Genomic DNA, 24,522 nt, shown 5'->3' on the forward strand with positions numbered 1-24,522 from the left:
GATGGGTAGATGCCCCATCTATAGCTTTTTGCGGTGGTTATCTTGCCCACCTGATGGAGAGAGTAGGCAAGATGCTTGCAGAACAAGCGCTGAGTTCTAGTTATGGAGTTGACACAGTGACAACAATTGTGCCAGTATAGATGCCCTTCACTGTAGCATTGGTTAAATCCAAGTCTAGAGTCGCATCTCCCACCTGAGGAGTATCTAAACCAGGAGCAGCAAAACTAGGAGTGGAAGTGGTAATGTCGTTTATAGCTATAGTTTTACCACCTGGTTCATTTAAAGTTGTGCTTGAGCCTGTCAATAAGTCTACACTAACGTTTTGATCAGAGTTTGACCAAACCGCGTATAACTCTGGAATTGTTTGTTGTATGGCTGCCAAATTTCCAAAAGGACTAGTTTGATCAAGAGGGAAATCAGCAGTACCTGTGGCAGGATCTATAGTAACTGTGGGGTTAGTAGGGTCGTAATCTTTGCCAACAAAGCCATTGCCTTGTGCTGTTAATGTTGCACCCAATAAGGTCGTGTCAAGAGTCATATTAACTGTTTGGAAAGTCCGCAGGTACAAAATTTCTGGTACTGTATAGTTAACAGTTACATTTTGACTCTGAGTTAAAGCTTGAGCAGGTGCAGATAACAGAGAACTGCCCAAAATCGCGGTACCAGCAGTCGCAGCAATAGCGAGAATTTTGTTTTTCATGATTAAAAATTGCTCCTCGTGTTTGTGTCAAATTACGTAAATTGCAAATCTCTCTAATTGCCCTCTTGGGCAGACAAAGGTTATTTAGACGTTCACTATTTCGTAGAAATTTATTAGCAGTGAGCGAATTGCTTGAACAGTAAATCTGCAATTAATTCCATTTCGTTTGATCACTTTTATTTTTATCTCTCCACACCACCTCCTTTACTAAAGCACCCACAATTCTGTTCCGTTGATTCCGTCGTCAGCAATGAAGAACAGCTTGTCACCAACGACAGTCAGCTTGTCAGGGTTGGCATAATCTACAGAGTTTATGTATGTAACCTGTTGCGTCCCCGCTTCCGTGCCGTTACTGCTCCATACTTCACGACTAGTCTGTTCCTGAGAAGCATTGAAAGTGGAGGCGGCAAAGTAGAGAGTGCCACCAAAATTTACGAGGCTTCCAGGGAGACTGCTATCAGAACCAGACCAAATATCTTTAACTAAATATGTACCTGCATCACTGCCATCACTCCTCCACAACTCAAATCCCTTATTTGGATCGTAGGTAGTGAAGTAAAGCGTACTGTCAACAGCAGTTAAATTAATCGGACCAAAACTGAGATTCGGCGCTGCATTCAAATCACTCTTGACACGCGCTGTGTTTGTACCATCACTCTTCCACAGTTCTTGTTTAAAGTCGTTGTTGCTATCGAGTACAAAATATAAGGTGCTGCCTACAGCTGTAAGTAGAGTCGGTCCAAATCCACCTGTCCCTGGAGTAAGGTCTATAACAGAAGTTCCTACTGCTGTACCATCACTCTTCCATAACTCTATACCTGTGCTGCCATCGTTGGCAGTAAAGTAGAGAGTGTTACCAACAACCGTAAGATTTGTAGGGACAGAACTTGCTCCACCTATGGCAATGTCTTTGACGAGAGTTGTACCTGCTGCTGTGCCATCACTTGACCATAGTTCAGTACCATTAACTCCATTATTCGCAGCAAAATAAAGCTTGCCACCAAAAGCAAGGAGGCTTGATGGATTAGAACTAGTAGCACCAGTATAGATATCTTTAACTAGACTAACTGTATTGCCATCGGACACCCAAAGTTCTCTACCATTGCTGCCATTATCAGCAGTGAAAAACAGCTTGTTACCCACAACTGTGAGGTTTTGCGGATTAGCATTGCCAGCCGAAGGATTGATGTCACTCAGCCTTGTAGTTGTGTTTGTGGAGCTATCGTAAACCCATAGTTCTCTACCAGTGCTACCATCATCAGCAGTGAAGAAAAGCTTCGTAGTACCAAAAGCTGTCAGATTAGCTGGATTAAAACCACTGGGATTAAGATTAGTGATGCGGCTTGTACCAGCAACAGAACCGTCACTCTTCCACAGTTGTACACCACTGCTGCCATCATTAGCCGTAAAGTAGAGCGTGCTTTCTAATGCTGTGAGAGAATCTGGATTAGAACTGTTAGCACCAGACCAAATATCCAGCCGCTTACCCTTTTTACTTTCAAAGGAAAGATTTAAGGTATAGTTAGTTGCACCTGTAGTATCATACACTCGAATGTAGTATGTACCACTAGTTAAGTCTTTAATAATTGACTCTGAAATGGTGTATGAATTGTTAGAAAATGCTATTCTAGTGCCAGAATTGTTGTACAGTTCAACATTGGCATTGCCCACTAAATCTTGTAAGCTCAAGTTGAGTTTACCGTCAGTAGCAACGTCAAATTTGTAGTAATCATTACTGTCAGTAAGGACACCTTTACTACCTACAAAATCAATGTAAGTGGTAGGGGAGCTACTACTAAGCGTGCCAATGTTTTGGGCTGTAGCTCGTGTATTATCAGAAATACCACTTTCTTGAATTGAATAAGCAGCAAGACTGAGGTTGTAATTAGTGCCTACAGCACCATTAACTAAACCGACACGGACGTAGTAAATACCGGGATCTAAGGTACGAGCGAGTAACTCCGACGCTGTACCAGTAGAGTTAGCTGTTTGTAGAAGTGTACCGGTTTCAGTATACAGATTCAAACTGGCATTGTCACTTAAACCATCCAAAGTCATGCTTAAGAGACTGGCACTGCTGCCACCAATGCTGATTTTGTAATAATCACTAATATCAGAACTACTAACCGAGTCTTGAAAAATATTAGGATTACTACTAAGGGAACCGTTAATGTATGATGTTGTATCTAAAGCTTTACTTCTAGTACTCCCTGGGTCTGGAAATCCTGAAAATGTTGCCATGAAAGTCTACTGACTCCTTCCAAAAAATATTTTTTATCTTTGTTTTGATGGCAGCAGTCCCTGATGGGGTGATTAAACCTGAGTCAAACTTTGTATGAGTTTGAGCTATTCAGTCAATAAATGTCTTAGCTCAAATTGAGTAGTAGATGCCAAGATTGCCTGTTTAGAAAACTTTGTAACTTAATTTACTAAGTTTTTTGATTTTACAATCTATCTAGTAAGCTTATATGTATATATAAATTACTAGTGAATAAGTGACATTACTTTCTGAAATCAAGAAAATATCTATTGTTTATCTTGCTTATCTTAGAATTTAATTCCAAATTACAACAACCAGAATATAGCTCTTATGTCTTAATGCTTACTTCAGTAATATTGTGTAATTTGTAAATATAATAATTATATGTAGTTAAGTGTAAATACGGTTTTCATCACATAATTTTAGTGTATTGGCACAAAAAATCCCACTGATAAGAGTTTTTAGAGAGCAAGGCGTACTCAAACTTAGTACAAAATATGGACAAGATATGAATATCAGATAGATTTGCTATGACTTGCTACATCTATGTTCCAAGCAACTCGTCGTCGTTTAGCCCTGTGGTACACTGCTGTAACTGCTTTACTACTGCTGTTATTTGCTACTGGTGTGTATCTGTATGTTCGTAATACTTTGGTGGAGCGGATTGACGATACTTTAAATCATGTAGTGGAAGTAGTCGAGCGATCGCTAGTTATTGAACCAATTAACTCTAACACTAATCAATACCGTATTAATGTAGAGGCTAGTTTTCGCGATAACACTGATACAGTAGAAACTGTAGAAGACGACCACATAGACTTAGAATGGTTTAGTCCGACTGGACAACTACTCTGGTCTACTCTCTCAGAACCACTGGATATTCCCATTCATGTCAACCGCACAGGTGAAACTGTGCATGTGACGAGACAGAAAGATGGAGGGATAGGAGAATGGGGGGATAGAGAGAATTCTTCACTGCTTCTACGCCAGGTAACTCAACGAGTGGAAGTAGGAAAACAAGTAGTGGGATATCTGCGTGTCAGTCATCCTTGGTTTGAAGTCACAAAACCCAGCCGACAGTTAATTCTTGATTTGGCAATAGGCATCTGGATGATGGTGCTTTCTGTGGCTGCAAGCGGTTGGTTTCTTTCGGGTAAAGCTATGGAACCAGTATACGAGTCATATCAACGCCTCAAACAGTTTACTGCTGACGCTTCTCATGAACTGAGAAGTCCGATCGCTTTAATTCAAACTAATGTGCAAGTTGCTCTTGCAGATTTAGATGCTGCTGAGGTGAAAGATGCGACTCTTTCCCACTATCGCCAACAGTTACAAGTGGTAGAACGACTCACCCAACGCTTAGGTAAATTAGTTAATGATTTACTTTTCCTAGCACGCCAAGATAGCGGTATTAGCCAAGAAAACTTTTCTGCTTGTCCTGTTGATGCTTTGCTGATGGAAGTAGTAGAAGAACAACAACTGTTAGCTGCTGAAAAAAATATTACCCTCACCTTCAACTTAATTGATCCTCCAGCCACAGAAACTAACCCCGAAATATTAGAAAATTGGTTTACACTCTCAGGTAACTGGAATCAATTAGTGCGATTGTTCACAAACTTAATCAGTAACGCTTTGCGCTACACTCCACCTTCTGGACGAGTAAACGTAGAATTAGCACGAGTCGAAGCAACAAACCGTAGTTCAGGACTACGTTCTAACTTCCCCCAGTTACAAATTAAAGTCAGTGATACTGGTATAGGTATTCCTACAGAAGCATTACCCCGGTTATTTGACCGCTTTTATCGGATAGATCCAGCGCGTAGCCATCCCAATGGGAATACCAAGACAGAAAATTCCACTGGTTCAGGCTTAGGGTTAGCGATCGCTTTAGCGATTGTAGAAAATCATCAAGGTCAAATTCAAGTTGAAAGTACCCTTGGTAAAGGTACTAATGTCACTGTTACCTTACCAATAACTCTGGAAAAATAAAAATTATGATTAAATCACCAAGACACAGAGACACAAAGTTAATCACTCATAATAAAAACCTCACCCCTGTCCCCTCTCCGAACTCGCGGAGAGGGGAAATAGAGAGGATAACCTACTGAAATTATTTAAGCTGCAACAGCTTCCTCATAGGGAACAAAGGTTTTCTTGCTAGCGCCACAAATCGGACAATGCCAATCTTCGGGGATGGCTGCAAAGGGTGTACCTGGTGCAATACCAGAATCAGGATCACCTTCTTGTGGATCGTAGATCATTGAACATTGGCGACAGATCCATTTTTGAGTGGCAGGATCACTACTAGCTGCTTTGGGAGAGGCTTTTACTCCTTCTAACGCTTGTAGTGCTTCTGTATATTGCTGGGCATGGTGATTTTCAATATATGTTAGTAAGCCAAAATTATGAGCAGCTTTGCGGAATATGGCAGCGTGTTCCCGAGACTCGGCTTGTTGTGCTTCAAACTCGACGACGGCTTTTCCATCTCGATCTGTACGCGCTTGTTCAGCAAAGCCTGGGTACATAATTGTATACTCGTAAGTCTCTCCTTCTATGGCTAATTCTAAACAGCGAGCTGCGATCGCTTTTTTTTGCTCCTCTGTTAACGATCCCACATCACCCACTACCAACTCTGGATGCATTAACCGAAAGTGAGCAAATGCATGTTCAGTCTCTTGATTTGCTGTTTCCCGAAACAGCTTTGACAGTTCACTCATCCCTAATTGACGAGTCACCTCCGCGAAAAACAGATACTTGCGATTGGCCATAGATTCCCCTGCAAACGCTTCACTTAGGTTGTTAGCAGTGTTGGAGTTCGATAAATCCATTGTGTTCCCTCTTGTGAATCCACTGAACAAGACAACTTGAAATTCGGAATCGGCACTTTGAGGTAGCAATTGCGAGTTTTAAATTGTCTTAAGCGTACTCATTATGAGTATGAAAATATTATATAACATGTACTCATTACGAGTCTGACAAACCATAGATTAATTTAAGGAACTACCTTTAGTGTCGAGTTGCGATCGCAGAAGTTCTAAGCACGCTAATTAATTCACAGCAAATTCTCTTTAAAAAAGACTCTGCTACCTGGTGCGCTCACTTTGCGTTCCTTTGCTTTGAAAGTCGCTATAATTTTACACAAAGCGGTACTTAGTTATACCTCCAAAAAAGGATAGTCTGTATAACCTTTATCTAAACTCTGATCGCCTTGACCGTAAAAAGTTTTCGGATCTGGTGTATTTAATTCAGCATCTACTTGAAAGCGCTGGGGTAAATCTGGATTTGCAATGAATAACTTGCCATAGGAAACCAAATCGGCATCACCAGAAGATAAAACTTGATTACCTTTTTGCTTGTCGTAGCCACCATTAGTAATGATAGTACCTTCATAAAGGGGACGGAAAATCGGCAGAACAGGATTGAGAACTTCACGAGTAGCTAAATCCGTTTCATTCGGTTCCATAAGATGAATATAAGCCAGGTTAAAGTCATTGAGGGCGGCGATCGCATAGCTGAAAGTCTCTTGAGAATTCGAGTCTTTCATGCCGTAGAACGTGTTACTGGGTGAAAGCTTAATGCCAACACAATTCCCTCCCCAAACACTGCTGACAGCTTCTACCACTTCTAGTAAAAAGCGAGTGCGGTTTGCAATAGAACCACCGTATTTATCCTGACGCTGATTTGAACCATCCTGAAGAAATTGATCAATTAAATAACCAAACGCTCCATGTAACTCTACACCATCAAAGCCTGCAACTACAGCATTTTTTGCCCCTTGACGAAACTGTTCAAGAATTTGGGGAATTTCGTGTATCTCTACGGCGCGGGGTGTTTCAATATTGACTTTACCCATAGGTGTGTGTAGTGTTCCTTCTGCTGCGATCGCACTTGGTGCAACAGGTAACTCTCCATTTAGTAAGGAAGGATGTCCTACACGTCCACTATGCCATAGTTGCAAAAAAATCTTGCCACCGTAAGCATGAACTGCCTCTGTAATCTGCTTCCATGCTTCTGTTTGCTCTTGTGAGTAAATTCCCGGGCAATTCATGTATCCGTTACTTAGGGGAGAAACCATTGTGCATTCAGTAATGATTAATCCTGCTGCTGCACGCTGAGCATAATAAGTTGCCATTAGCTCAGTGGGAATTGAACTAACTGCACGTAGACGTGTCATTGGAGCCATGACGATGCGATTTGGCAGGGTATAGGGGCCTAGCTTGACAGGCGAAAACAAACTAGTTAATAAATCCACGGTTTGCATAATTTACCTTCAACAACAAAAATCAAGCGAGTTATGAGCTAAACTTTGAGCGATCGCCAGTCCAATTCCACAAGAAGCACCTACTCGTTGTATATACAGAACAACAGCAACAGTTGTCTTTCCTCTTTTTGCCAAAAATATTCTAATTTTGCAAATATCTGTTGCTAGAAAAGCAGAAAATTGTATACTATATTTTAGTTAGTTGGCTAAATAAATATTCATGTCTTCTAAACCGATGCAAGAAACCATTGGCTATCAGATGGTTTTGGTTTCTAGGGCACATCGTCATCTAGTAAGTACAGCTCTTGCTGAACTAGGACTTTACCTTGGACAAGAAATTTTGTTGATGTATCTCTGGGAGGAAGACGGATTAACTCAATCTGAGTTAGTAGAACGTATGGAAGTAGAACCGCCGACCTTAACAAAAATGCTGAACCGCATGGAAAGATGCGGTTTACTCAAGCGTTGCCAATGTCCCGAGGATGGTCGTTCTTATGAAGTTTATTTAACCGAGGCAGGACAAGCATTGCAACAACCAGTCACTCAACTTTGGCACGAAATTGAAAAACGGATAGTGGCTAATTTGACTCTTGAAGAACGACTCTTGCTTCGACGATTGCTGATGCAGATCCGCAGTAATTTAACTTGAGTTTTTGTGTGTTTTTTGAAATTTTATTTAGCCGGCTAAAAATCATCTTAGAACTGCATATATAAACACATAATCATGTGAATTGACTTTTTTATGCCCTCTTTTTCCACTCAGCAAAAGCAGTAAGTAGTATGAATTTGCAATCACCAGAGAGTTTACCACCAGAACTACGGCATGTGATTACATATCGTGAGCTTGAACCAAAAGAGAGCCTTTTTCAACAGGGGGATGAGGCAAAAGCCTTTTATATTGTGGAAACAGGACGACTGAAACTAGTGCGATATACCAGTGATGGTAAAGAAGTAACATTTCCAATTGCTAGATCCAAAGAGATGATCGCTGAGATTGCGTTGTTTTCAGATACTTATCCTTATGCTGTTGTAGCAGAAGTAACTTCGCGAGTAATTATTTACCCGAAGCAGCCTATTTTATCCGCGCTGCGTAACAATTCTGAGCTAGCCGAGGATTTTATGGCAATGTTAGTACAGAAAATTCATGATTTGAAGGTTCGCTTAGAGTTGCGTGATATCCGTGCGGCGCATGAACGAGTGTTGCGATACTTGCAATATATGGCACAATTAGACGAACAGACAACTATTAATTTTGATCGCCCGCTCAAAGATATTGCTGTCGATTTAGGCTTGACACCTGAAACTCTTTCTCGTGCTTTAACTCGTTTAGAAAGAGAAGGCATAATTACACGTACAAGGCTACAAATTAAACTACAAAATTTATCTGCCGCTTGATTGCAATCAAGGAAACAGCAAGATAATTGTCATAATCTTAGTATAAGTTTACGTAGAGTTAGCAAAAATTCCAATTTTATTTCAGAAATAAACGGTAGATGTTGCCTAATCTAAGCTCTAGCCTCAAATCTTTAGGCTGTGCTTGTGTAAGGAATCTCCTGCATACAATCCTCTTAGAGGGCGTAATATGCTTAATTACTGCGAAGAATTCACTGAGCAAAAACCTTTAATTGTTGATTTTCAACAAGAGGGTGCTTCTCGCCAAGTCTTTAATTATCCACCACTTCTGACCAGTTACAATTCTGGGTGGAGCAATATTTACTTCGAGCATCATTATCAGCCTAGTTATGATACTCCAGAGCATCGCTTGACGATGCACGCTATTAGTACCACCCTCTGTTCTACCCCTTCGGAACGATGGTTAGATGGATACAGACAAACTGAGTACCAAACCGTAGGCACAATAGCTATTATTCCTGCTGGGACTCTCCATCGTTGTCTGTGGGAAGAAAATGTTCAGTTTATGTTTGTGGCAATTGAACCTAAACTTCTATTTAGTTTGGGTGCAGAAGTAGATGCGCCTGAAGACATAGAGTTAATTCCGCAGTTTGCAACTAAAAGAGATCCGCTCATCCAAGGTATTTTGTTATCTCTTCAAGAAGAATTAAACTCGAATATTCAGGCAAATAATTTGTATGTTGAGCAGTTAACAACAACATTAGTTATTCATTTGTTAAAGAAATACTGTGTTAGGCAACCTGTAATTATAGCTAATGGTGATGGATTGTCTAAGCAAAAGCTGCGAAAAACATTAGAGTATATTCATGCCCATCTCAATCAAGATATTAAATTGGCTGATTTAGCTGGATCTGTAGGAATGAGCCAATATTATTTTGTTCGTCTATTTAAGCAATCAATGGGTATTGCTCCTTATCAATATGTAATTCAACAACGGGTGGAAAAGGCAAAGCAGTTGTTAAAGCAAGGAAAAGTGACAATCACTGACATAGCTTTGCAGTGTGGTTTTGCTAACCAAAGTCACTTCACCAAACACTTTCGCCAAATTACAGGGGTGACACCCAAGGTATATCAACAGCTTTAGGTAGTTAATTGTCATTTGTCATTTGTTAGTGGTTAGTGGTTAGTAGAGACGCGATGTTCCTCGCGTCTGTACATTAGTGGTTAGTTGTTAGTTGTTAGTTGTTACTCACACTCCCCATTCTCCTTGTCCTTCTTGTCTTCCTTGTCCCCCTAGTCACTAGTCCCCAATCCCTAATCCCCGATCCCCGATCCCCTGTCTACTTACAATCCCTGACCACTGGACTTTCTTCTGTTTGTCTCGGCGGTAGGAAAAGAAATGCTCTGGGGTTTGATAGGTACAATAAGGAGCGATCGCAATCTGTTCGGGACTAATACCTAATTTTTCCATCTGTAAAAAATTTATCCGTCTGACATCCAAGCGGACTTTACCAGGGTTAGGGTCTGGAAATAACGGTGAATTCGGTAATTCGTATAACGCCTCAACGATTGTGTTTTCGTCTGGATGTGGTATAATAGTTATCCCGAGTTGTGCTGCAACTTGAGTGGATACTTGGTAGACTTCCCCAGCGATCGCTGGTCCCATAGCAATCCGCAAATCTTCGATTTTACTGCCTTGGGCTTGCAGGCGGGCAATAGCTTGCGGTACTATCTTCGCTGCCGTACCGCGCCATCCGGCGTGTACTGCTGCCACCTGAAGAGTATTTTCATCGGCAATCAGTACGGGTGTACAATCAGCAGAAGCGACCCAGAGGGCTTGTAGTGGCTGTTCGCTGACTAAACCATCTGCTGATGCGAGGACACAATTATCTTCTTGATCTACCCGATCATCAGTTGAGAGTAACTGAGTCGCTATTTCTGAGGGTGTGAGAACAGTGTTGCCATGCACCTGTTTTAAGCGATATCCTGAAGCATCTGGATGCAGTACCATCGTTAATTCTTCTGGAGAACGAGGCCAAAAATGTTGGGTAAAAAAGCCATGTGGCCAAGCTTTCAGAAGACTACAAGTCAGGTAAGACATCTCTTCCCAAGTCTGCCAATGCCAAGTGTGCATCTTCAACCAAGCCTAAAAACAACATCAAAATTAGTCAATTAATGCTAACTCGACCAAGCAAATTTGGGGAAACTCTGTGGGATTGGATCAGCAACGGTTGGAAGTAGCCTTAAAAGGCGAACGTCAGTATATTTATTTACCTTTTCATCTGCATATATTTGAATCTGTTGCTTCAACTAATCAGATCCTATGGGAACTGCTAAAGCAAGGAGCCGAACAAGGATCTGTAGTAATTGCAACTCAGCAAACAGCAGGACGGGGACAATGGGGACGAAATTGGATTTCTCCCACAGGAGGATTATATCTTTCAGTTTTGATTACTCCTAACATTGCGGCTAGCCACAGCTACCAGCTAACTTTAGCAACCGCTTGGGGAATTGCCAATCAATTGCGAAAAAGTGGTGTTGATGTTGGGATCAAGTGGCCTAATGACTTAGTGATCAATAGGCGTAAGTTGGGCGGTATTTTGACTGAAACAAAAGTCCATCAAGGCAGAATTACCCAAGCAGTAATTGGGGTTGGTATTAACTGGATGAACCCAGTTCCGGAAACTGGGATAAATTTGGAAACGTGGCAAGCTGCAAAGGAACTTAAACTAATTCCCTGTTTAGAGGTACTGGCAGCGAAAATCTTACTAGGAATAGAATCCGGTATACAGAGTCTTTTGCAAGAAGGAGTAAATATATTATTGACTCGCTATCAACAGTTGCTTGCAAATGTAGGCGATCGCGTCTACGTCAACAACCTTGCAGGCACTATAGTTGGTGTCACACCTACTGGGGAACTGCATGTAATCATGGATACATCTGAATCTTCACAAGCAACAAAACCAGAAATTTACCTTCAGCCCGGTATAATCAGTTTGGGCTATTGTACATCACCGAATCAGTGAACAGTGAACAGTGTAGACGCGCTCATAGGCTTCCCGTAGGGTATCAAGTTGAAAAAGAATTCAGAAGCCAGAATCCTTTGAATGGGGATTCAAATCCAAGACGAGTTCGCCAGTCGCACAGAATTCAATTGGAGAATTCTGCCTCCTGAGTTCTCTGTGTTAAAAAATGATAAGCAAGCCCATAACTTTATTTCGATAAACTGATAACTGATAACTGTACAGACGTGATTAATCGCGTCTCTAACTGATAACTGGTTAAACAATTTGTTTAGGCAAACTACGTACTTACACTTAATACCAAAACAAATGACGCACCACAATAACTCTGCCCCCAAACGTTTGCATCACTTATGGCGGCGATCGCTGCCAGCACAGAGTCTCTGTTTGCTTGGTAGCTTCAGCCTTCTCAGCAGTGGCATGGTGCTTGCCCAAACAGAATCGGCTATAGATAGTATTGTTCCCACAACTGAAAACTCTCCAACTGTTAAACAACATACTGTTGAGCGTAGCCAAATTGTCATTATTCCAGAAAAACCTGACTCCCAACCAGAATTTTCCCAGCGTCGGAGTAAACTCAGACAAAGATTGCGACAGCAACAGGCTTCCCAAACCCCAGCAACAGTCAGAGTTAGGAAGTCCAAACCAGAAGTGTCAACTTCTCAATCACAACAGAGAGTGAGAATTTCTCAACCGAATAATTCCCCTGTCGTCATCACACAGGAAAAACCACAAGTAGAATTTACCGCCCCAATTCAACCTCGTCCGACACAACAAAAACTTCCTAAAGTTGCCCAACCTGTTAATAATTCTCCTAGCGCTACTAGTGCCACACCAGGAAAATCCAAAGACTACAATAACGCTTATATTGACCCCACAGATTATAATCCCACAGCTAAATATGAAGCTCCTAGTAGCGTCATAGCTACAGAGCGTTCCAGTGGTTGTAAAGCTGTATTACGACAAGGAGTTGCTAGCAACAGTTGTGGTAGTAATCACTCTGGCGTAAATGCCAAAACTGGAACACCTAGTTGGCTAAAGAAAAGTCAAAATGTCCAGATAGCTGCAATTCCAGTCACAAAACGGCTAGCCACCAAAAAGGAAAAAAATCCTGGTTGGCGTCCACCCGGAATTGTTTCTCAGGTAATCTCTAGTACTGGTTTGCGTTCTAAGCAAGTTGCTAATCTGGGTACTACCAAAAGCAATTATCACCCTAATCGCTTCATTCCTACTCCTAACAACTTTTCTCCCACAACCAGAGTTAGTGATGTGCCACTCGCACCCAGTGCTGGAACTTTAACAGCACCGATGACAGCTGACAATCTCGCGCCCCGTCCTAGCGTGGTAGCTTACGATATTCCCCTAGCCACAACATTACCACAAATCGCCTATAGAGCCATTTATGGTAATAGAGTCGTGATTGGTGGTACAGGATTGATGTACCCCCTTGCGATTCCCTCGCCGATTACCTCATTGTTTGGTTGGCGCATCCATCCAATTACAGGCGATCGCCGTTTCCACGCTGGTATGGACATTGGGGCGGCAACAGGAACACCTATTTTAGCAGCATATTCTGGTCAAGTAGAAGTTGCTGATTGGGTTGGTGGTTATGGTCAAGCTGTGATCCTCAACCACAACAACGCCCTACAAACCCTATATGGTCACATGTCCCAAATCCTTGTTCAACCTGGCCAACGGGTAGAAAGGGGAACTGTGATCGGTTTAGTAGGCAGTACAGGTAACTCTACAGGCCCTCACCTCCACTTTGAAGTCCGCCAACTTACACCTCAAGGATGGGTTGCTGTCGACCCAGGCGCACAAATACAATCTGCCCTTGGTCAATTAGAACAAAGCACACAGACAGCCCAGGTAAATCAGGAAGTAGGGACTAGGAATTAGAAAGAGGACATGGGAGACAAGGGGACACGGGAGACATGGGAGACATGGGAGACAAGGAGGACAAGGAGGTATTTATCCATAATATTGCCCCAATCCCCACTTCTCACACTCCTCACACTCCCCATCACCCCACCTCCCCATTTCCCCAATCACAAATACCCGTGTTCAGCAAGGAATGCGGGTGTGATTTCTTCGCGACTGGCGTTTGTGGGAAATTTGAGAAAATTTTCTACGTATTTGCCGAGAATATCGCCTTCGAGATTCACCCAACTACCATTTACTAGATAGCGGAGGTTCGTCTCGGCATAAGTGAGGGGAATCACGGCTACTGTAAACTGGGAAATTTCTGGATTATAATCAGCTACTGTAAGACTAATACCGTTCACAGCTATACTGCCTTTGGGAACAATATAACGCGCGATCGCATCAGGAGCTGTAAAAGTCATTTCCCAAGCGGTTGCTGACTGTTGTGCCGAAACCATGCAACCGATACCATCTACATGTCCCATCACAAAATGACCGCCGACTTTACCACCTAATCGCAGGGAAGTTTCTAAATTTACATATCTTGGTTCTGTGTGTTCTTTCCCTAGAGTTGTACGGCGCAGAGTCTCCGGTGATGCTGTTGCTATAAAACCGTCTTTTAAAATTTCTTCTACGGTAAGGCAAATACCATCTACTGCTACACTGTCACCATAACCTAAGTCCCCCATAATGACTTCACATGGGTGGCTAACACAACTAATTTGCCAAGAATCTCCCTCTAAGGGTCTTATGGTTCCTAATGCTTGGATTATTCCTGTAAACACGACTGTTTTCTCAATTGAACTCAATTTAACGCTTTATTTTGATTAAAAGTAATTGGTAATTCTCACAATAATTTAAAAACTCAAAGTATAATTTTTGACCATTGTTTGTATCAATATTTCAATACATTTATAGTAAAGATAAGGCATATTTAGATAATTACATTATGACGAGAAAAAACTAATTCGACTTACTCTGGTATTCACAACCATTTGGGAGTTTAATAGAAGCAATTATATAGAATAAAGACCTATGTTTTTGATAGTCCCAATCTTGCCCAATCGAGGGTATGATTTGTTACAAATTCCTCTAAAGCTCAAAGGATTGTAGAGGCTTAGCCAATGATTGAAATGAAAGTCGCTGGCATAGCATTAGATGCCATAACCCGCAGCCCGATTGTACTGTTGAAAGATGCTTCCGATCGGCGTGCTTTACCTATTTACATCGGTCAGGAACAGGCTAGGGCGATTATGGGCGCACTAGAGAATCAAAAGCCTCCTAGACCTTTAACCCACGACCTAATAGTAAATATTCTAGAGGTGTGGAATATGACTCTAGAGCGCGTTATTATTCATTCCTTACAAAAGGATACATTTTATGCAGCTTTAATTATTAAACAAGGCGAAGTCAAAAAAGAAATTGACACACGTCCTAGCGATGCGATCGCCATTGCTCTCCGTACAAATACGCCTATTTGGGTGATGGAAGAAGTCATAGCTGATGCATCTATACCCGTAGATCGGGATGCCGATGAAGCTGAACAGCAGGCCTTCCGTGAATTTATTTCCAATCTCCGTCCTGAAGATTTAATTAAGCGTTTTGGCAATGGTGAATCATAACAATTTTCGATTTTCGATTTTTGATTTTGGATTAAGCTTGTATATACACCTAAGTACAAAAACTATCGACTAGTTCTTAGCCTTCAATCTAAAATCTAAAATCTAAAATCCAAAATTTACTAGATGCGATACCGACGCTTTGGAAAAACCGAACTGCGCCTTTCGGTCTTTTCCTTGGGAACAATGCGCTATTTAGCTTCACCGGACAATGTATGGCAAACAATTCAGACAGCTATAGCGTTGGGAATTAATCATATAGAAACTGCAAGAGGTTACGGCAAAAGTGAGGAGTATCTTGGTCAGGCGATCGCCTTGGGGTTGCCGATACCCCGTTCGCAGCTTTACATTACAACTAAAATCCCTCCCACAGTAGATGCAGACACAATGCGTCGGTGCATCAATGAATCTCTAGAAATATTGCAGCTAGACTATCTAGATTGCTTAGGGATTCACGGTTTAAACACTTGGGAACAACTTGATTGGGTCAAGGCTAAAGGTGGCTGTATGCAAGCTGTTCAAGAAGCTGTTACTGATGGCCGGGTTCGACACGTTGGATTTTCTACCCACGGTTCCTTAGATGTGATTTTGGCAGCAATTAATACAGATTTTTTTGAATTTGTCAATCTGCACTACTACTATTTTTTCCAGCGTCATGCCCCAGCTATTGAACTAGCTGCAACCAAGGACATGGGCATATTTATTATTTCTCCTGCCGATAAGGGTGGACGTTTGTACACTCCACCCCCAACCTTAGTTAATTTGTGTTATCCCTTCTCAGCTTTAGAGTTGAACTATCGATTTCTACTGAGTGACCCCCGTATTACTACCTTGAGTGTGGGACCAGCAACACCTAAAGAATTAACTCATCTATTGGGGGTAGCTGACTGTGATGGACAATTAACCTCAGAAGAAATTACAGTTTTTGAAAGTTTAGAAAAACACAAAAATTTGGTTTTAGGTACTGATGAATGCAGTCAGTGTTATAAGTGCTTACCCTGCCCAGAAAATATCAACATTCCAGAAGTGCTGCGGCTAAGAAATTTAGCAGTAGCCTATGACATGACCGATTATGGACAATATCGTTACGGCATGTTTGAAAACGCCGGTCACTGGTTTGCTGGGATGAAAGCAAATCGCTGTACAGAATGCGGTGAGTGCTTGCCCAAGTGTCCACAAAACTTAGACATCCCCGCTTTATTGAAAGATACTCATCAAAGGTTAAAAGGGAAAAGTGGTAGGCGATTATGGGAATAGTTATTAGGTTAGTGGTTAGTGATTAGTAGAGACGCGAGGAACATGGCGTCTGTACATTAGTAGTTAGTAATTAGTTGTAGTTTACTACTCCACCCTTACCTTAAGCCTATGAGCGTGTCTACACACTCCTCAAACTCCCCCATCACCCCATCTCCCTCCTAGCCCCCAAACGGAGTTAAGCGCCTAATTGCCCGACCTGCGACATCACCGTAACGCAGTTCTCCACAGAGGATTTTACCCATAATTTGGGGTGCAGAGGGGCGCTTGACGCCAACTTTGTAGCCAACACCAGGAAAACGATAAAATAGCCCGGCTAATTTTTGCGCCCAAGCCATATCGCTGCCCCATTCAGCATTAATGATATCGGAGTATTGTTCCAAGGCATTGATGTCACCAGAGAGGGCTTTGTTGATAGCCTCTGATGCTTTTAAACCACTCAATATTGAGGGACGAATACCTTCGGCGGTAAAAGGATCTACCACACAAGCTGCTTCTCCTGCCAAAACTGCATTTTCAGTATGCAGTTTTTGTTCGCCATTCCACAGGCAAATAGCATGACCATATTGCTGGCAGGTTTTTATGTCCAAACCAAACGAGTTACCATACTCATCCAAAATTTTCTTGAAGTCCTGCGGTTCGCCACCGATAAACGTACCAACACCAATAGAGTAACCGTCTGCTTTGGGAAAATTCCAGAGATAGCCATTTTTCACCATGCCAAATTCAAAATGGGCAATATTACCATTTTCTACTTTGGCTGGTGCTTCTGCTTCTAAGGCTGCTGCTAGGCGGCGTTTGCGTTCTTTAAAACCTAGCCATTTTGCCATCGATCCTTTTGCACCGTCAGCAGCAATTAAATATCTAGCCATCACCTGACCATTAGCTGTATTGACTTGCCAATGGTCACTTTTAAACTCAATGCCAGTAACTTCTGTATTGTCTTTGAGTTCGGCCCCCTGCTTTTGGGCTTGTTGCACTAGAAAATGGTCGAAAACATCACGTCGTACCATCCATACTGGTTCGGGAGTTTCTAGCTTCGCTTCTACTGGATCGCCTGTTTTCCAAGTACAGCGGATGGTATCTGCTTTGATGGAAATTGCTGGACTAAAATCAAAGTCAAACCACTCAGCGATCGCAGGTGATACACCCCCACCACAAGGTTTGTATCTTGGCAGAGATTCTTTTTCCAGGATTAACACAGACCGACCCTGCTTTGCTAAGTGATATGCAGCTGTTCCACCAGCTGGGCCAGCGCCGACAATAATGCAGTCGTACATAATATCTATATTTTTGCTTTTGAATTTAGTTGATTGTTGAAGACGATGTAACCAAAATTAACCAAATTTTGGATTTATTGGCAAAAATTTAGAGCTTCTTTGGGCTTTTTACACCTGAAAATTTATGTTTTCCTAGCTATACTCATTGATAAATATTCATACTTTTAATTCAATAATTGAGTTATTGTTCAAAATTAAATCTTCCTTTATTTTTATATAAAGATTTTATGGCATTTTCTAGGACTACTTTATGATTACATTTCCCTGTTTTCTGGGATTAACAATATTTTAGGCTTATAGATGTAGTAGCTTGACTCAAGCTTCCATCAATTTGAGGAAGAGTAACTTTATGCAACAGCTATGTTCACTATGATAGATATAATGGTCAGGATTTAACATTAGATAAAGCTAATAATATTAGCTTCATGACTATTGATTTTGAATCATGAGAAACAAACCAAAATTAGGTTTCCTTTACAAAGTTACAATTCATTAGTTTCACTGATTACGAATTTTCTGCCAAATATTTAAGATAAATTATAAAGTTTTAGTGAAACTTTTTGATAAAAATATACTTTGTTACTAATAAATATGACCTTCTGCCCTCTGCCCTCTGCCCTCTGCCTTTTTTATAAGTAAGGTAAAAAGGAAAAAGTAAAAATTTACTGTCCTGAATTCTTACCTTTTCCCTTTTACCTTGTACTTTGATTAGACAGTTGTGATGTCTTTTTCTTTTTCTGCCAATAGTTCATTGATTCTGGCAGTGTATTTATCCGTCAGTTTTTGTAATTTGTCTTGCTGATCGCGTGCTTCATCTTCGGATATCTCAGAGTTTTTTTCCATTTTGCGAATGGTCTCTAGGGCATCCCGGCGGATGTTACGAATGCCAACACGCCCTTCTTCGGCATATTTAGCAGCGATTTTTACCAATTCTTTACGGCGATCGCTTGTCAGTGGTGGAATATTCAGTCGAATGACAGAACCGTCATTATTGGGGGTTAAACCCACATCTGACATCGAAATAGCCTTTTCGATCAAATTTAGGGAACTGCGATCGTAAGGCTGAATCAAGATCGTCGTAGCATCTGGTGTGCTGATGTTAGCAAGTGACTTCAAAGGTGTAGATGCACCGTAATAATCCACACTCACTTTGTCTAACAAACTGGCATTGGCGCGACCAGTGCGAATCGTGTTAAAAGCTCGTTGAGTCGCCTCAACAGTTTTTTGCATCGTACTCTCAGCTTCAGCTAATTTCACAAGAACCTCCCACAAGGGTGCCGATAGATTCTCCCATGATTGCGCGGTGGATGTTACCCCGTACGCCTAAGTCAAAAACAAGAATTGGGATATTATTTTCTTTACATAAGGCTATCGCGGTACTGTCCATTACCCGCAAATCTTTTGCCAAAACGTGTCCAAATGTAAGACTTTTGTAACGTTTGGCATCAGGATAAATATGCGGATCGGCGTCGTACACTCCGTCTACCTTAGTGGCTTTAAAGATGACTTCGGCTTCTATTTCGGCAGCTCTTAAAGCTGCGGTGGTATCAGTTGTAAAAAAGGGATTGCCAGAACCTGCACCAAAAATGACCACCCGCCCTTTTTCTAGGTGACGGATGGCCCGACGACGGATATATGGTTCAGCAAGTTCCTGCATAGCGATCGCGGTTTGTACTCGCGTCTGTACCCCTATTCGTTCCAGCGAGTCTTGCAGCGTCATGGCATTCATTACCGTGGCAATCATACCTATGTAGTCAGCGGTTGCCCTGTCCATCCCCGCCGATGCCGCTTTGACACCACGAAATATATTACCCCCGCCAACGACGATGGCGATTTGAACACCAGTGGCTACTACCTCTGCTACCTCTTGGGCTATCTCTTTGACCACTTCTGGGTCAATTCCGTAGCCCATGTTGCCCATTAAGGCTTCACCGCTTAGTTTAAGTAAAACCCGTCGGTAATTTGTTCCCATGAAGTTACGCTTTATCAAAAAATATGCTAATTACCTCCAATTTAAGATAACAGTAGTGTGACTATCTGTCTCTAGTAATTCACCATCCTAAAATTAAAGTATGTTCCTCAGCTAAAGGTTAAAGAGAAAAAATTTATCCTTTTCCCTTTTCCCCTTACCTTTCCTTCTTCAATTACGCCATACCAAATAAGTACCTGTGGATTCAGTTTCTTGGGGATAAATTTCTTGACCTTTCATGAGTGAGGCGATCGCCTTGGTTAGATAATTTCCCTTCACTGCTGATGGGTTATGGGGATGATCATCAATCATTCCTTTGTAGCGCACTATACCTTCTGTGTCTATTAAGAAAGCCATTGGTGTTTTGTTAATACCAAAGCTACGAGTTACATCTTGGGTAGAGTCCCATAAATAAGGGAAGTTCAACTCATTGAGTTTCGCGAAAACCTTCATATTTTCAAAACCTTCTGTTGGCAGTTGAATGGTATCATTACCATTCAAACCAATGAGTGTGAAACCTTGTTTGTAAAACTCTAGCTGAATTTTTTTGAGCCTATCTATATACAATTTTACATAGGGACAATAGTTAGACATCGAAATGACACCAACTGCATGAAATTTCTTTAAATAACGGCTTAGGTGATGTACTTGCTCATCAATTCCTGGTAGTTCAAAATCTGGTGCATAACTTCCCACAGGAGTATTGATTGTTTCTAATTTATTCATATTTTCTGACTCGCAGGAACTAAAAACACAAGGACAGCTATGCTGAAAGCAGAAGTCAGAAGGCAGAGGGATAAATATCCTTTCAAGCAACACAGGAGGTGTGGGGGTATATGGGTGTAAGGGTGTAGGATAAAACTTGTGTTTCTTTCATCTGTTACTAGTGGCAATCGCCCCTGCCTAAAACTAATTTTTAAAATTTTGCAACTAGATATTTTAGTTCTGCAATCCTAAATTTTTCAAAATAAAATATAGCCAGATTTAGCTTGATTTTTCTACTTTCAACACCTTTCTGGGGAATGCTTTGTATCTAGACTATTTTATAAATCAATTTTACTGACGTGAATTGTGAAACTACTGAAATTACAGTTAATTAACTTGTACAATGTCTTAAAAATAGGAAACAGGGAACAGGAATTGGGGAACTCACCTTTCCCTATCTTCAAGACAGATGTACAAAGTTCTAAATAAAGAGACAATAGTATTATAAATCACATTGATTGCGAAATATCACCTAGAATAACAAAATTACCAGAGGAAAGTTTAGTTGTAAAATTACGTAAATTTTTGTAAAAATGAACATAAATATATCTGCGTTTTTCTAATTTTTTTATTTTCATAGTTGTATTAATAAAATACTCATGACTTCCTCCACTTCAGCGATCGCACTTACTCCAACAAAAACCTGGATTTGGCAAGGCTTTTCTATTTGCTATCAATCTCAAGGAAGCACTGGCCCGGCGGTAGTCTTTGTGCATGGCTTTGGAGCTTCGTGGTGGCATTGGCGGAAAAACATGCCGATACTGGCACAAAATTGTCGTGTTTATGCAATTGATCTGATCGGCTTTGGTGCTTCCGCTAAACCCAAACCAGGGGAGAATATTACTTATACCTTTGAAACTTGGGGACAACAAGTAGCTGATTTTTGCCGTGAAGTGGTAGGAGAGCCTGCTTTTTTAGTTGGAAATTCCATCGGTTGTATTGTAGTTATGCAAACAGCTGTCAGCAACCCTGAAATTGCTTTAGGAGTAGCATTATTAAACTGTTCCTTGCGGCTGTTGCATGATCGTAAACGCGGGACTTTACCTTGGCATCGCCGTTTAGGAGCGCCTCTTGTGCAACATCTCCTATCTTTTAAGCCAATTGGCGAATTTTTTTTCAATCAAATTGCTAAACCAAAAACTGTACGTAAAGTTCTACTGCAAGCCTATGCAAATTCTGCAATGGTGACAGAAGAACTGGTGGATATTCTTATCTCTCCTGCAAGTGATCCAGGTGCAGCTGCGGTGTTTCTTGCTTTTACTTCTTATTCCCAAGGGCCTCTACCAGAAGACCTTTTACCTCAACTGCCTTGTCCAGCAATTATTTTGTGGGGAACAGCTGACCGTTGGGAACCAATTGAGTTAGGTAGAGAATTAGCCAACTTTCCACAAGTGCAAAAGTTTATACCTTTGGAAGGCGTAGGACATTGTCCCCAGGATGAAGCCCCGGAGTTGGTAAATCCGATTTTACAGGACTGGATATGGGAAAGAACAAGAATTCAGGATTCAGACTTTGGAAAATAAGTAATGGATAATCGGATAATTTAATTTTTAAATAAAATACTTGTTCTTCCTGATTCCTCCAGCCTTCTTGTATCAAATTTGGGATAGTTAGTATGATTTGAGATTTTTGGAATCACCTTTTGGACAAAGCTTTAAATCCAAAATCCAAAATTGATATTAGGGTTGAACTGGCTGTTCAAACAAATCTTTTTGTTCTAACCAATCTTTACCGACTTGAATACTGATATCAGAATAGAGATTACCAGTACTTTCTACTCGCACTTCTCCAAATCCTAGAGTGTTACGAATTGATTCGGCACTGTTACCATCTCCTTGTTGAGCAACAATGTGAGTGACTTCTAATGGTTCACCCCAGCTTTTAGCTATGTAGACATTGCGATAACCAGCTTTTTGCAGGCTTCTAATTAGTGGTCTGAGATTAGTATTATCGCTGCCAGTACTGTCTTGAATAGCTACTCGCAAATATGTTGGATCTACTGCTTGCTGTTGATCAGACGATTGTATATCAAAATGCTGTGCCATTGTGGTGGCAATGCGATCGCTATCTGGTATCCAGTAGCTAGCGCTATACTCTCCTTTTTCGCTAAAACGACCAGGTAGCATCAACTGCAACATGTTAGAACGATTTGTTCTCGCTCCAAATCCCACTAATGCTACTAATTCTTCAACTGTCAAGTTAGTATCAATGTGTTCTTTAACTACGTTGAGAATATTGGGTAGTTGTGCCATTGTTGCAGGGTTGAGAGCTTGATCTATCAATGCTCGCATTACCATTTGTTGCCGCTGAATTCTGCCAATATCCCCATTTTCATCATGACGAAAACGCAAAAGTTGCAGCGTTTGATCGCCATTGAGATGCTGCTTTCCTTTCTTTAAATTGATGTACAGATGCTGTGAATCATCTTGATACTTCATATCTCGGGGGACATAAACAGTTACACCTCCCAAAGCATCAATTAGCTTGGCAACTCCCAAGATATTGATACGAACATAGCGATCAATTCCTACTCCATCCAAAAGGTTACTAACGGTTTTAGCAGTGAGAGCAGGCCCTCCTTGAACATTCGCAGCATTAATTTTTTTAATGCCATGCCCTTCAATTTCTACACGAGTATCTCTAGGAATGGAAAGCATGATCAATTTTTTCTTTTCTGGATCAAACCTGATCAAGAGCATGACATCAGAAAGACCATCAAAGGAATTAATTTGGGGTAGATATCCCAAATTTTTGGTTTCTTCTGGTGCATTTTGGACATCTGGTGGTAGTACACTCATCCCCATAACTAGGATATTAACGGGGCGTGTTAATTCTGAGAATCGCAGCCCACCTCCAGAAATGCGATCACCATCAAAAACAGCTGCCTCATCCGCACTCAGATTGGCTTGCATGAGAGGTGTACTGTTTAAAGAAACTGCCAAAAATGCTCCAGCTGTGGCTGATACCATCGCGATACCGCCCATACCCATCAAAAACCATAGCCAACGTCCCGATTTTGGACGATTAACCTTTCTGCGGCTGGATTTAGGGCGGGGCTTAGAATGGTTTTCTGACGCCGAACCTCTTTGAATGGTCACAGACTTCCTCACACTTACTGAATAATACTTGGTGAATCCACTTTGGGAAAAACAGATCAATCAGACTATAATAGCTAACTCTTAATTATTAGTGCCAAACTTGTAGATTAAGTGTCTCACGTAACACTTCCCACTGTCTTTTTCTGAATTTTTTGGTTCATTTGAAATGGTTTAGATGTTTTATTTATGAAGTATGGCAATATTAGGCGGCATTTGACTAGATGGCTTGAGCAGAAATTATAAATTTTTAGAAAGTAAGCACAAATATTTAACAGTTATCAGTTATTAGTTATCAGTGAAAACCACCTTTTCGCCTCGTTTCATGACAAGTACTTATCAAAGATTTCTTGAGCAATACGGCTAAAACCTGGTATGCGTTGCGATTTGCCTCGGATGGTGACAATTATTAACCAAAAACTGATCAAAAAGTAACCAGAGGTGAGAAAACTATTAAGGATAAGTAGGCGCACTGACAAAAAATCTAAATTTGCCGCCCCAGTTGCTAAAAAAAGATAACCTAACAACCAGGAAATAGCCAAAGTAATCGATATACGGCTGGTAGCAAGTTGCTCTGTGCTACCTTGACGGCGATAAAGAGTCCACAAGGATGGGAAAAAACCGATAATGGGAAGAAGATACCAAGCTAGGTATGCACAAGAAGATGCAGAGGAAGAAGACGCAGGGAGATCGGGTATTGGACATTGGGAATTGGGAATTGGGAAGAGACTTGTTAAATCATTCTCCCTTGTCCCCCGTGTCTCCCTTGTCTGGCTTCCCAATTTTGAATTTTGTAGACGCGTAGCGGCTTCCGCAGGTATTTTGAATTTTGAATTGATTATTTCGTCCCCCTTGTCCCCCTTGTCCCCCTTGTCCCCTTGTACCTTTGCCCCCACGTCCGTGTACTTTGATTCAAAATTATCCATTTTGGTTGATTGTAATCCTAAATTAGAGGGATGAATGATATTGATGTAGTTAGAGATAATAAGCTTTAAATAAGGATCATAATTTTGTGTTATC

The 24,522-nt window shown here is 41.2% G+C and carries 22 protein-coding genes; 9 read left to right on the forward strand and 13 right to left on the reverse strand.

The features are described 5' to 3' along the window. Nucleotides 1-100 precede the first annotated feature (100 nt). Entirely contained in the window at nt 101-700 is a 600-nt protein-coding gene (locus RS893_RS06785) for a hypothetical protein (RefSeq protein WP_315790452.1), read from the reverse strand. Between the two features lie 207 nt (nt 701-907). Then, a complete protein-coding gene (locus tag RS893_RS06790) occupies nt 908-2,941 on the reverse strand; it encodes an ELWxxDGT repeat protein (RefSeq protein WP_315790453.1) in 2,034 nt (677 codons plus the stop codon). Between the two features lie 565 nt (nt 2,942-3,506). On the opposite strand from RS893_RS06790, the gene RS893_RS06795 reads away from it, so the two are divergent. Then, nucleotides 3,507-4,949: a sensor histidine kinase gene (locus RS893_RS06795; protein ID WP_315790454.1), complete on the forward strand. Its 1,443-nt coding sequence runs from the start codon at nt 3,507-3,509 to the stop codon at nt 4,947-4,949. Between the two features lie 125 nt (nt 4,950-5,074). Here the strand turns inward: RS893_RS06795 and RS893_RS06800 are convergent, their stop codons facing one another. The 3 genes from RS893_RS06800 to RS893_RS06810 form a co-directional block, all read right to left on the reverse strand. Beyond that, nucleotides 5,075-5,788, reverse strand: a complete 714-nt coding sequence (locus RS893_RS06800; protein WP_315790455.1) for a rubrerythrin family protein — start codon at nt 5,786-5,788, stop codon at nt 5,075-5,077. Nucleotides 5,789-6,114: 326 nt separating this feature from the next. Continuing rightward, entirely contained in the window at nt 6,115-7,221 is a 1,107-nt protein-coding gene (locus RS893_RS06805) for an alkene reductase (RefSeq protein WP_315790456.1), read from the reverse strand. A gap of 9 nt (nt 7,222-7,230) precedes the next feature. Continuing rightward, nucleotides 7,231-7,356: a hypothetical protein gene (locus tag RS893_RS06810; RefSeq protein ID WP_315790457.1), complete on the reverse strand. Its 126-nt coding sequence runs from the start codon at nt 7,354-7,356 to the stop codon at nt 7,231-7,233. 85 nt (nt 7,357-7,441) lie between these two features. Here RS893_RS06810 and RS893_RS06815 point away from each other — a divergent pair, with 85 nt between their 5' ends. The 3 genes from RS893_RS06815 to RS893_RS06825 all read left to right on the forward strand — a co-directional run bounded on the left by RS893_RS06815 (nt 7,442) and on the right by RS893_RS06825 (nt 9,718). Continuing rightward, nucleotides 7,442-7,870 (forward strand): MarR family transcriptional regulator, encoded by a 429-nt coding sequence (locus RS893_RS06815; RefSeq protein ID WP_315790458.1) that lies wholly within the window; start codon nt 7,442-7,444, stop codon nt 7,868-7,870. 131 nt (nt 7,871-8,001) lie between these two features. After that, nucleotides 8,002-8,616 carry a Crp/Fnr family transcriptional regulator gene (locus RS893_RS06820; protein ID WP_315790459.1) on the forward strand — a complete coding sequence of 205 codons (615 nt, stop codon included), beginning with the start codon at nt 8,002-8,004 and terminating at the stop codon, nt 8,614-8,616. A 187-nt stretch (nt 8,617-8,803) separates the two neighbouring features. Further along, nucleotides 8,804-9,718, forward strand: a complete 915-nt coding sequence (locus tag RS893_RS06825; protein WP_315790460.1) for an AraC family transcriptional regulator — start codon at nt 8,804-8,806, stop codon at nt 9,716-9,718. A gap of 156 nt (nt 9,719-9,874) precedes the next feature. Here RS893_RS06825 and pgeF read toward each other — a convergent pair whose 3' ends face one another. Next, complete coding sequence (gene pgeF, locus RS893_RS06830; RefSeq protein ID WP_315790461.1) at nt 9,875-10,708, reverse strand: peptidoglycan editing factor PgeF; 834 nt, start codon at nt 10,706-10,708, stop codon at nt 9,875-9,877. Nucleotides 10,709-10,784: 76 nt separating this feature from the next. Here pgeF and RS893_RS06835 point away from each other — a divergent pair, with 76 nt between their 5' ends. Next, nucleotides 10,785-11,600, forward strand: coding sequence for a biotin--[acetyl-CoA-carboxylase] ligase (locus tag RS893_RS06835; protein ID WP_315790462.1), 816 nt, complete (start codon nt 10,785-10,787; stop codon nt 11,598-11,600). A gap of 306 nt (nt 11,601-11,906) precedes the next feature. Then, nucleotides 11,907-13,496, forward strand: a complete 1,590-nt coding sequence (locus RS893_RS06840) for a peptidoglycan DD-metalloendopeptidase family protein (RefSeq protein ID WP_315790463.1) — start codon at nt 11,907-11,909, stop codon at nt 13,494-13,496. Nucleotides 13,497-13,645: 149 nt separating this feature from the next. Here RS893_RS06840 and RS893_RS06845 read toward each other — a convergent pair whose 3' ends face one another. Next, on the reverse strand, nt 13,646-14,305 hold the full coding sequence (locus RS893_RS06845) for a riboflavin synthase (RefSeq protein WP_315790464.1): 660 nt from the start codon (nt 14,303-14,305) through the stop codon (nt 13,646-13,648). A 339-nt stretch (nt 14,306-14,644) separates the two neighbouring features. Between RS893_RS06845 and RS893_RS06850 the strand changes: the two genes are divergently transcribed. Both RS893_RS06850 and RS893_RS06855 read left to right on the forward strand, forming a co-directional pair. Further along, nucleotides 14,645-15,142 (forward strand): bifunctional nuclease family protein, encoded by a 498-nt coding sequence (locus tag RS893_RS06850; protein ID WP_315790465.1) that lies wholly within the window; start codon nt 14,645-14,647, stop codon nt 15,140-15,142. Nucleotides 15,143-15,265: 123 nt separating this feature from the next. Next, nucleotides 15,266-16,396, forward strand: coding sequence for an aldo/keto reductase (locus RS893_RS06855; protein WP_315790466.1), 1,131 nt, complete (start codon nt 15,266-15,268; stop codon nt 16,394-16,396). Between the two features lie 158 nt (nt 16,397-16,554). Here RS893_RS06855 and RS893_RS06860 read toward each other — a convergent pair whose 3' ends face one another. The 4 genes from RS893_RS06860 to RS893_RS06875 all read right to left on the reverse strand — a co-directional run bounded on the left by RS893_RS06860 (nt 16,555) and on the right by RS893_RS06875 (nt 20,368). Then, nucleotides 16,555-17,673: a geranylgeranyl reductase family protein gene (locus RS893_RS06860; protein WP_315790467.1), complete on the reverse strand. Its 1,119-nt coding sequence runs from the start codon at nt 17,671-17,673 to the stop codon at nt 16,555-16,557. Between the two features lie 708 nt (nt 17,674-18,381). Further along, nucleotides 18,382-18,930, reverse strand: a complete 549-nt coding sequence (gene frr, locus RS893_RS06865; protein WP_315790468.1) for a ribosome recycling factor — start codon at nt 18,928-18,930, stop codon at nt 18,382-18,384. Continuing rightward, nucleotides 18,917-19,645 carry a UMP kinase gene (gene pyrH / locus RS893_RS06870; protein ID WP_009458387.1) on the reverse strand — a complete coding sequence of 243 codons (729 nt, stop codon included), beginning with the start codon at nt 19,643-19,645 and terminating at the stop codon, nt 18,917-18,919. The genes frr and pyrH overlap by 14 nt, the downstream gene beginning before the upstream one ends. Nucleotides 19,646-19,813: 168 nt before the next feature. Further along, the gene (locus RS893_RS06875; RefSeq protein ID WP_315790469.1) at nt 19,814-20,368 is read right to left on the reverse strand and encodes a thioredoxin family protein; all 555 of its coding nucleotides are present in this window, start codon (nt 20,366-20,368) and stop codon (nt 19,814-19,816) included. Between the two features lie 638 nt (nt 20,369-21,006). Between RS893_RS06875 and RS893_RS06880 the strand changes: the two genes are divergently transcribed. Further along, on the forward strand, nt 21,007-21,930 hold the full coding sequence (locus tag RS893_RS06880) for an alpha/beta fold hydrolase (protein WP_315790470.1): 924 nt from the start codon (nt 21,007-21,009) through the stop codon (nt 21,928-21,930). A 156-nt stretch (nt 21,931-22,086) separates the two neighbouring features. Here RS893_RS06880 and RS893_RS06885 read toward each other — a convergent pair whose 3' ends face one another. Continuing rightward, complete coding sequence (locus tag RS893_RS06885) at nt 22,087-23,505, reverse strand: LCP family protein (RefSeq protein WP_315790471.1); 1,419 nt, start codon at nt 23,503-23,505, stop codon at nt 22,087-22,089. A 320-nt stretch (nt 23,506-23,825) separates the two neighbouring features. Then, nucleotides 23,826-24,200, reverse strand: coding sequence for a hypothetical protein (locus RS893_RS06890; RefSeq protein WP_315791893.1), 375 nt, complete (start codon nt 24,198-24,200; stop codon nt 23,826-23,828). Nucleotides 24,201-24,522 lie beyond the last annotated feature (322 nt).

Origin of the sequence: Fischerella sp. JS2 (genome assembly GCF_032393985.1) — a bacterium.
GTDB lineage: Bacteria > Cyanobacteriota > Cyanobacteriia > Cyanobacteriales > Nostocaceae > Fischerella.

Coding starts and splice junctions, on each gene's coding strand:
- RS893_RS06795 (WP_315790454.1), top strand. CDS start 3,507: ATGTTCCAAGCAACTCGTCGTCGTTTAGCCCTGTGGTACACTGCTGTA.
- RS893_RS06850 (WP_315790465.1), top strand. CDS start 14,645: ATGATTGAAATGAAAGTCGCTGGCATAGCATTAGATGCCATAACCCGC.
- RS893_RS06855 (WP_315790466.1), top strand. CDS start 15,266: ATGCGATACCGACGCTTTGGAAAAACCGAACTGCGCCTTTCGGTCTTT.
- RS893_RS06820 (WP_315790459.1), top strand. CDS start 8,002: ATGAATTTGCAATCACCAGAGAGTTTACCACCAGAACTACGGCATGTG.
- RS893_RS06825 (WP_315790460.1), top strand. CDS start 8,804: ATGCTTAATTACTGCGAAGAATTCACTGAGCAAAAACCTTTAATTGTT.
- RS893_RS06785 (WP_315790452.1), bottom strand. CDS start 700: ATGAAAAACAAAATTCTCGCTATTGCTGCGACTGCTGGTACCGCGATT.
- RS893_RS06800 (WP_315790455.1), bottom strand. CDS start 5,788: ATGGATTTATCGAACTCCAACACTGCTAACAACCTAAGTGAAGCGTTT.
- RS893_RS06815 (WP_315790458.1), top strand. CDS start 7,442: ATGTCTTCTAAACCGATGCAAGAAACCATTGGCTATCAGATGGTTTTG.
- pyrH (WP_009458387.1), bottom strand. CDS start 19,645: ATGGGAACAAATTACCGACGGGTTTTACTTAAACTAAGCGGTGAAGCC.
- RS893_RS06875 (WP_315790469.1), bottom strand. CDS start 20,368: ATGAATAAATTAGAAACAATCAATACTCCTGTGGGAAGTTATGCACCA.
- pgeF (WP_315790461.1), bottom strand. CDS start 10,708: ATGCACACTTGGCATTGGCAGACTTGGGAAGAGATGTCTTACCTGACT.
- RS893_RS06860 (WP_315790467.1), bottom strand. CDS start 17,673: ATGTACGACTGCATTATTGTCGGCGCTGGCCCAGCTGGTGGAACAGCT.
- RS893_RS06790 (WP_315790453.1), bottom strand. CDS start 2,941: ATGGCAACATTTTCAGGATTTCCAGACCCAGGGAGTACTAGAAGTAAA.
- RS893_RS06805 (WP_315790456.1), bottom strand. CDS start 7,221: ATGCAAACCGTGGATTTATTAACTAGTTTGTTTTCGCCTGTCAAGCTA.
- RS893_RS06840 (WP_315790463.1), top strand. CDS start 11,907: ATGACGCACCACAATAACTCTGCCCCCAAACGTTTGCATCACTTATGG.
- RS893_RS06880 (WP_315790470.1), top strand. CDS start 21,007: ATGACTTCCTCCACTTCAGCGATCGCACTTACTCCAACAAAAACCTGG.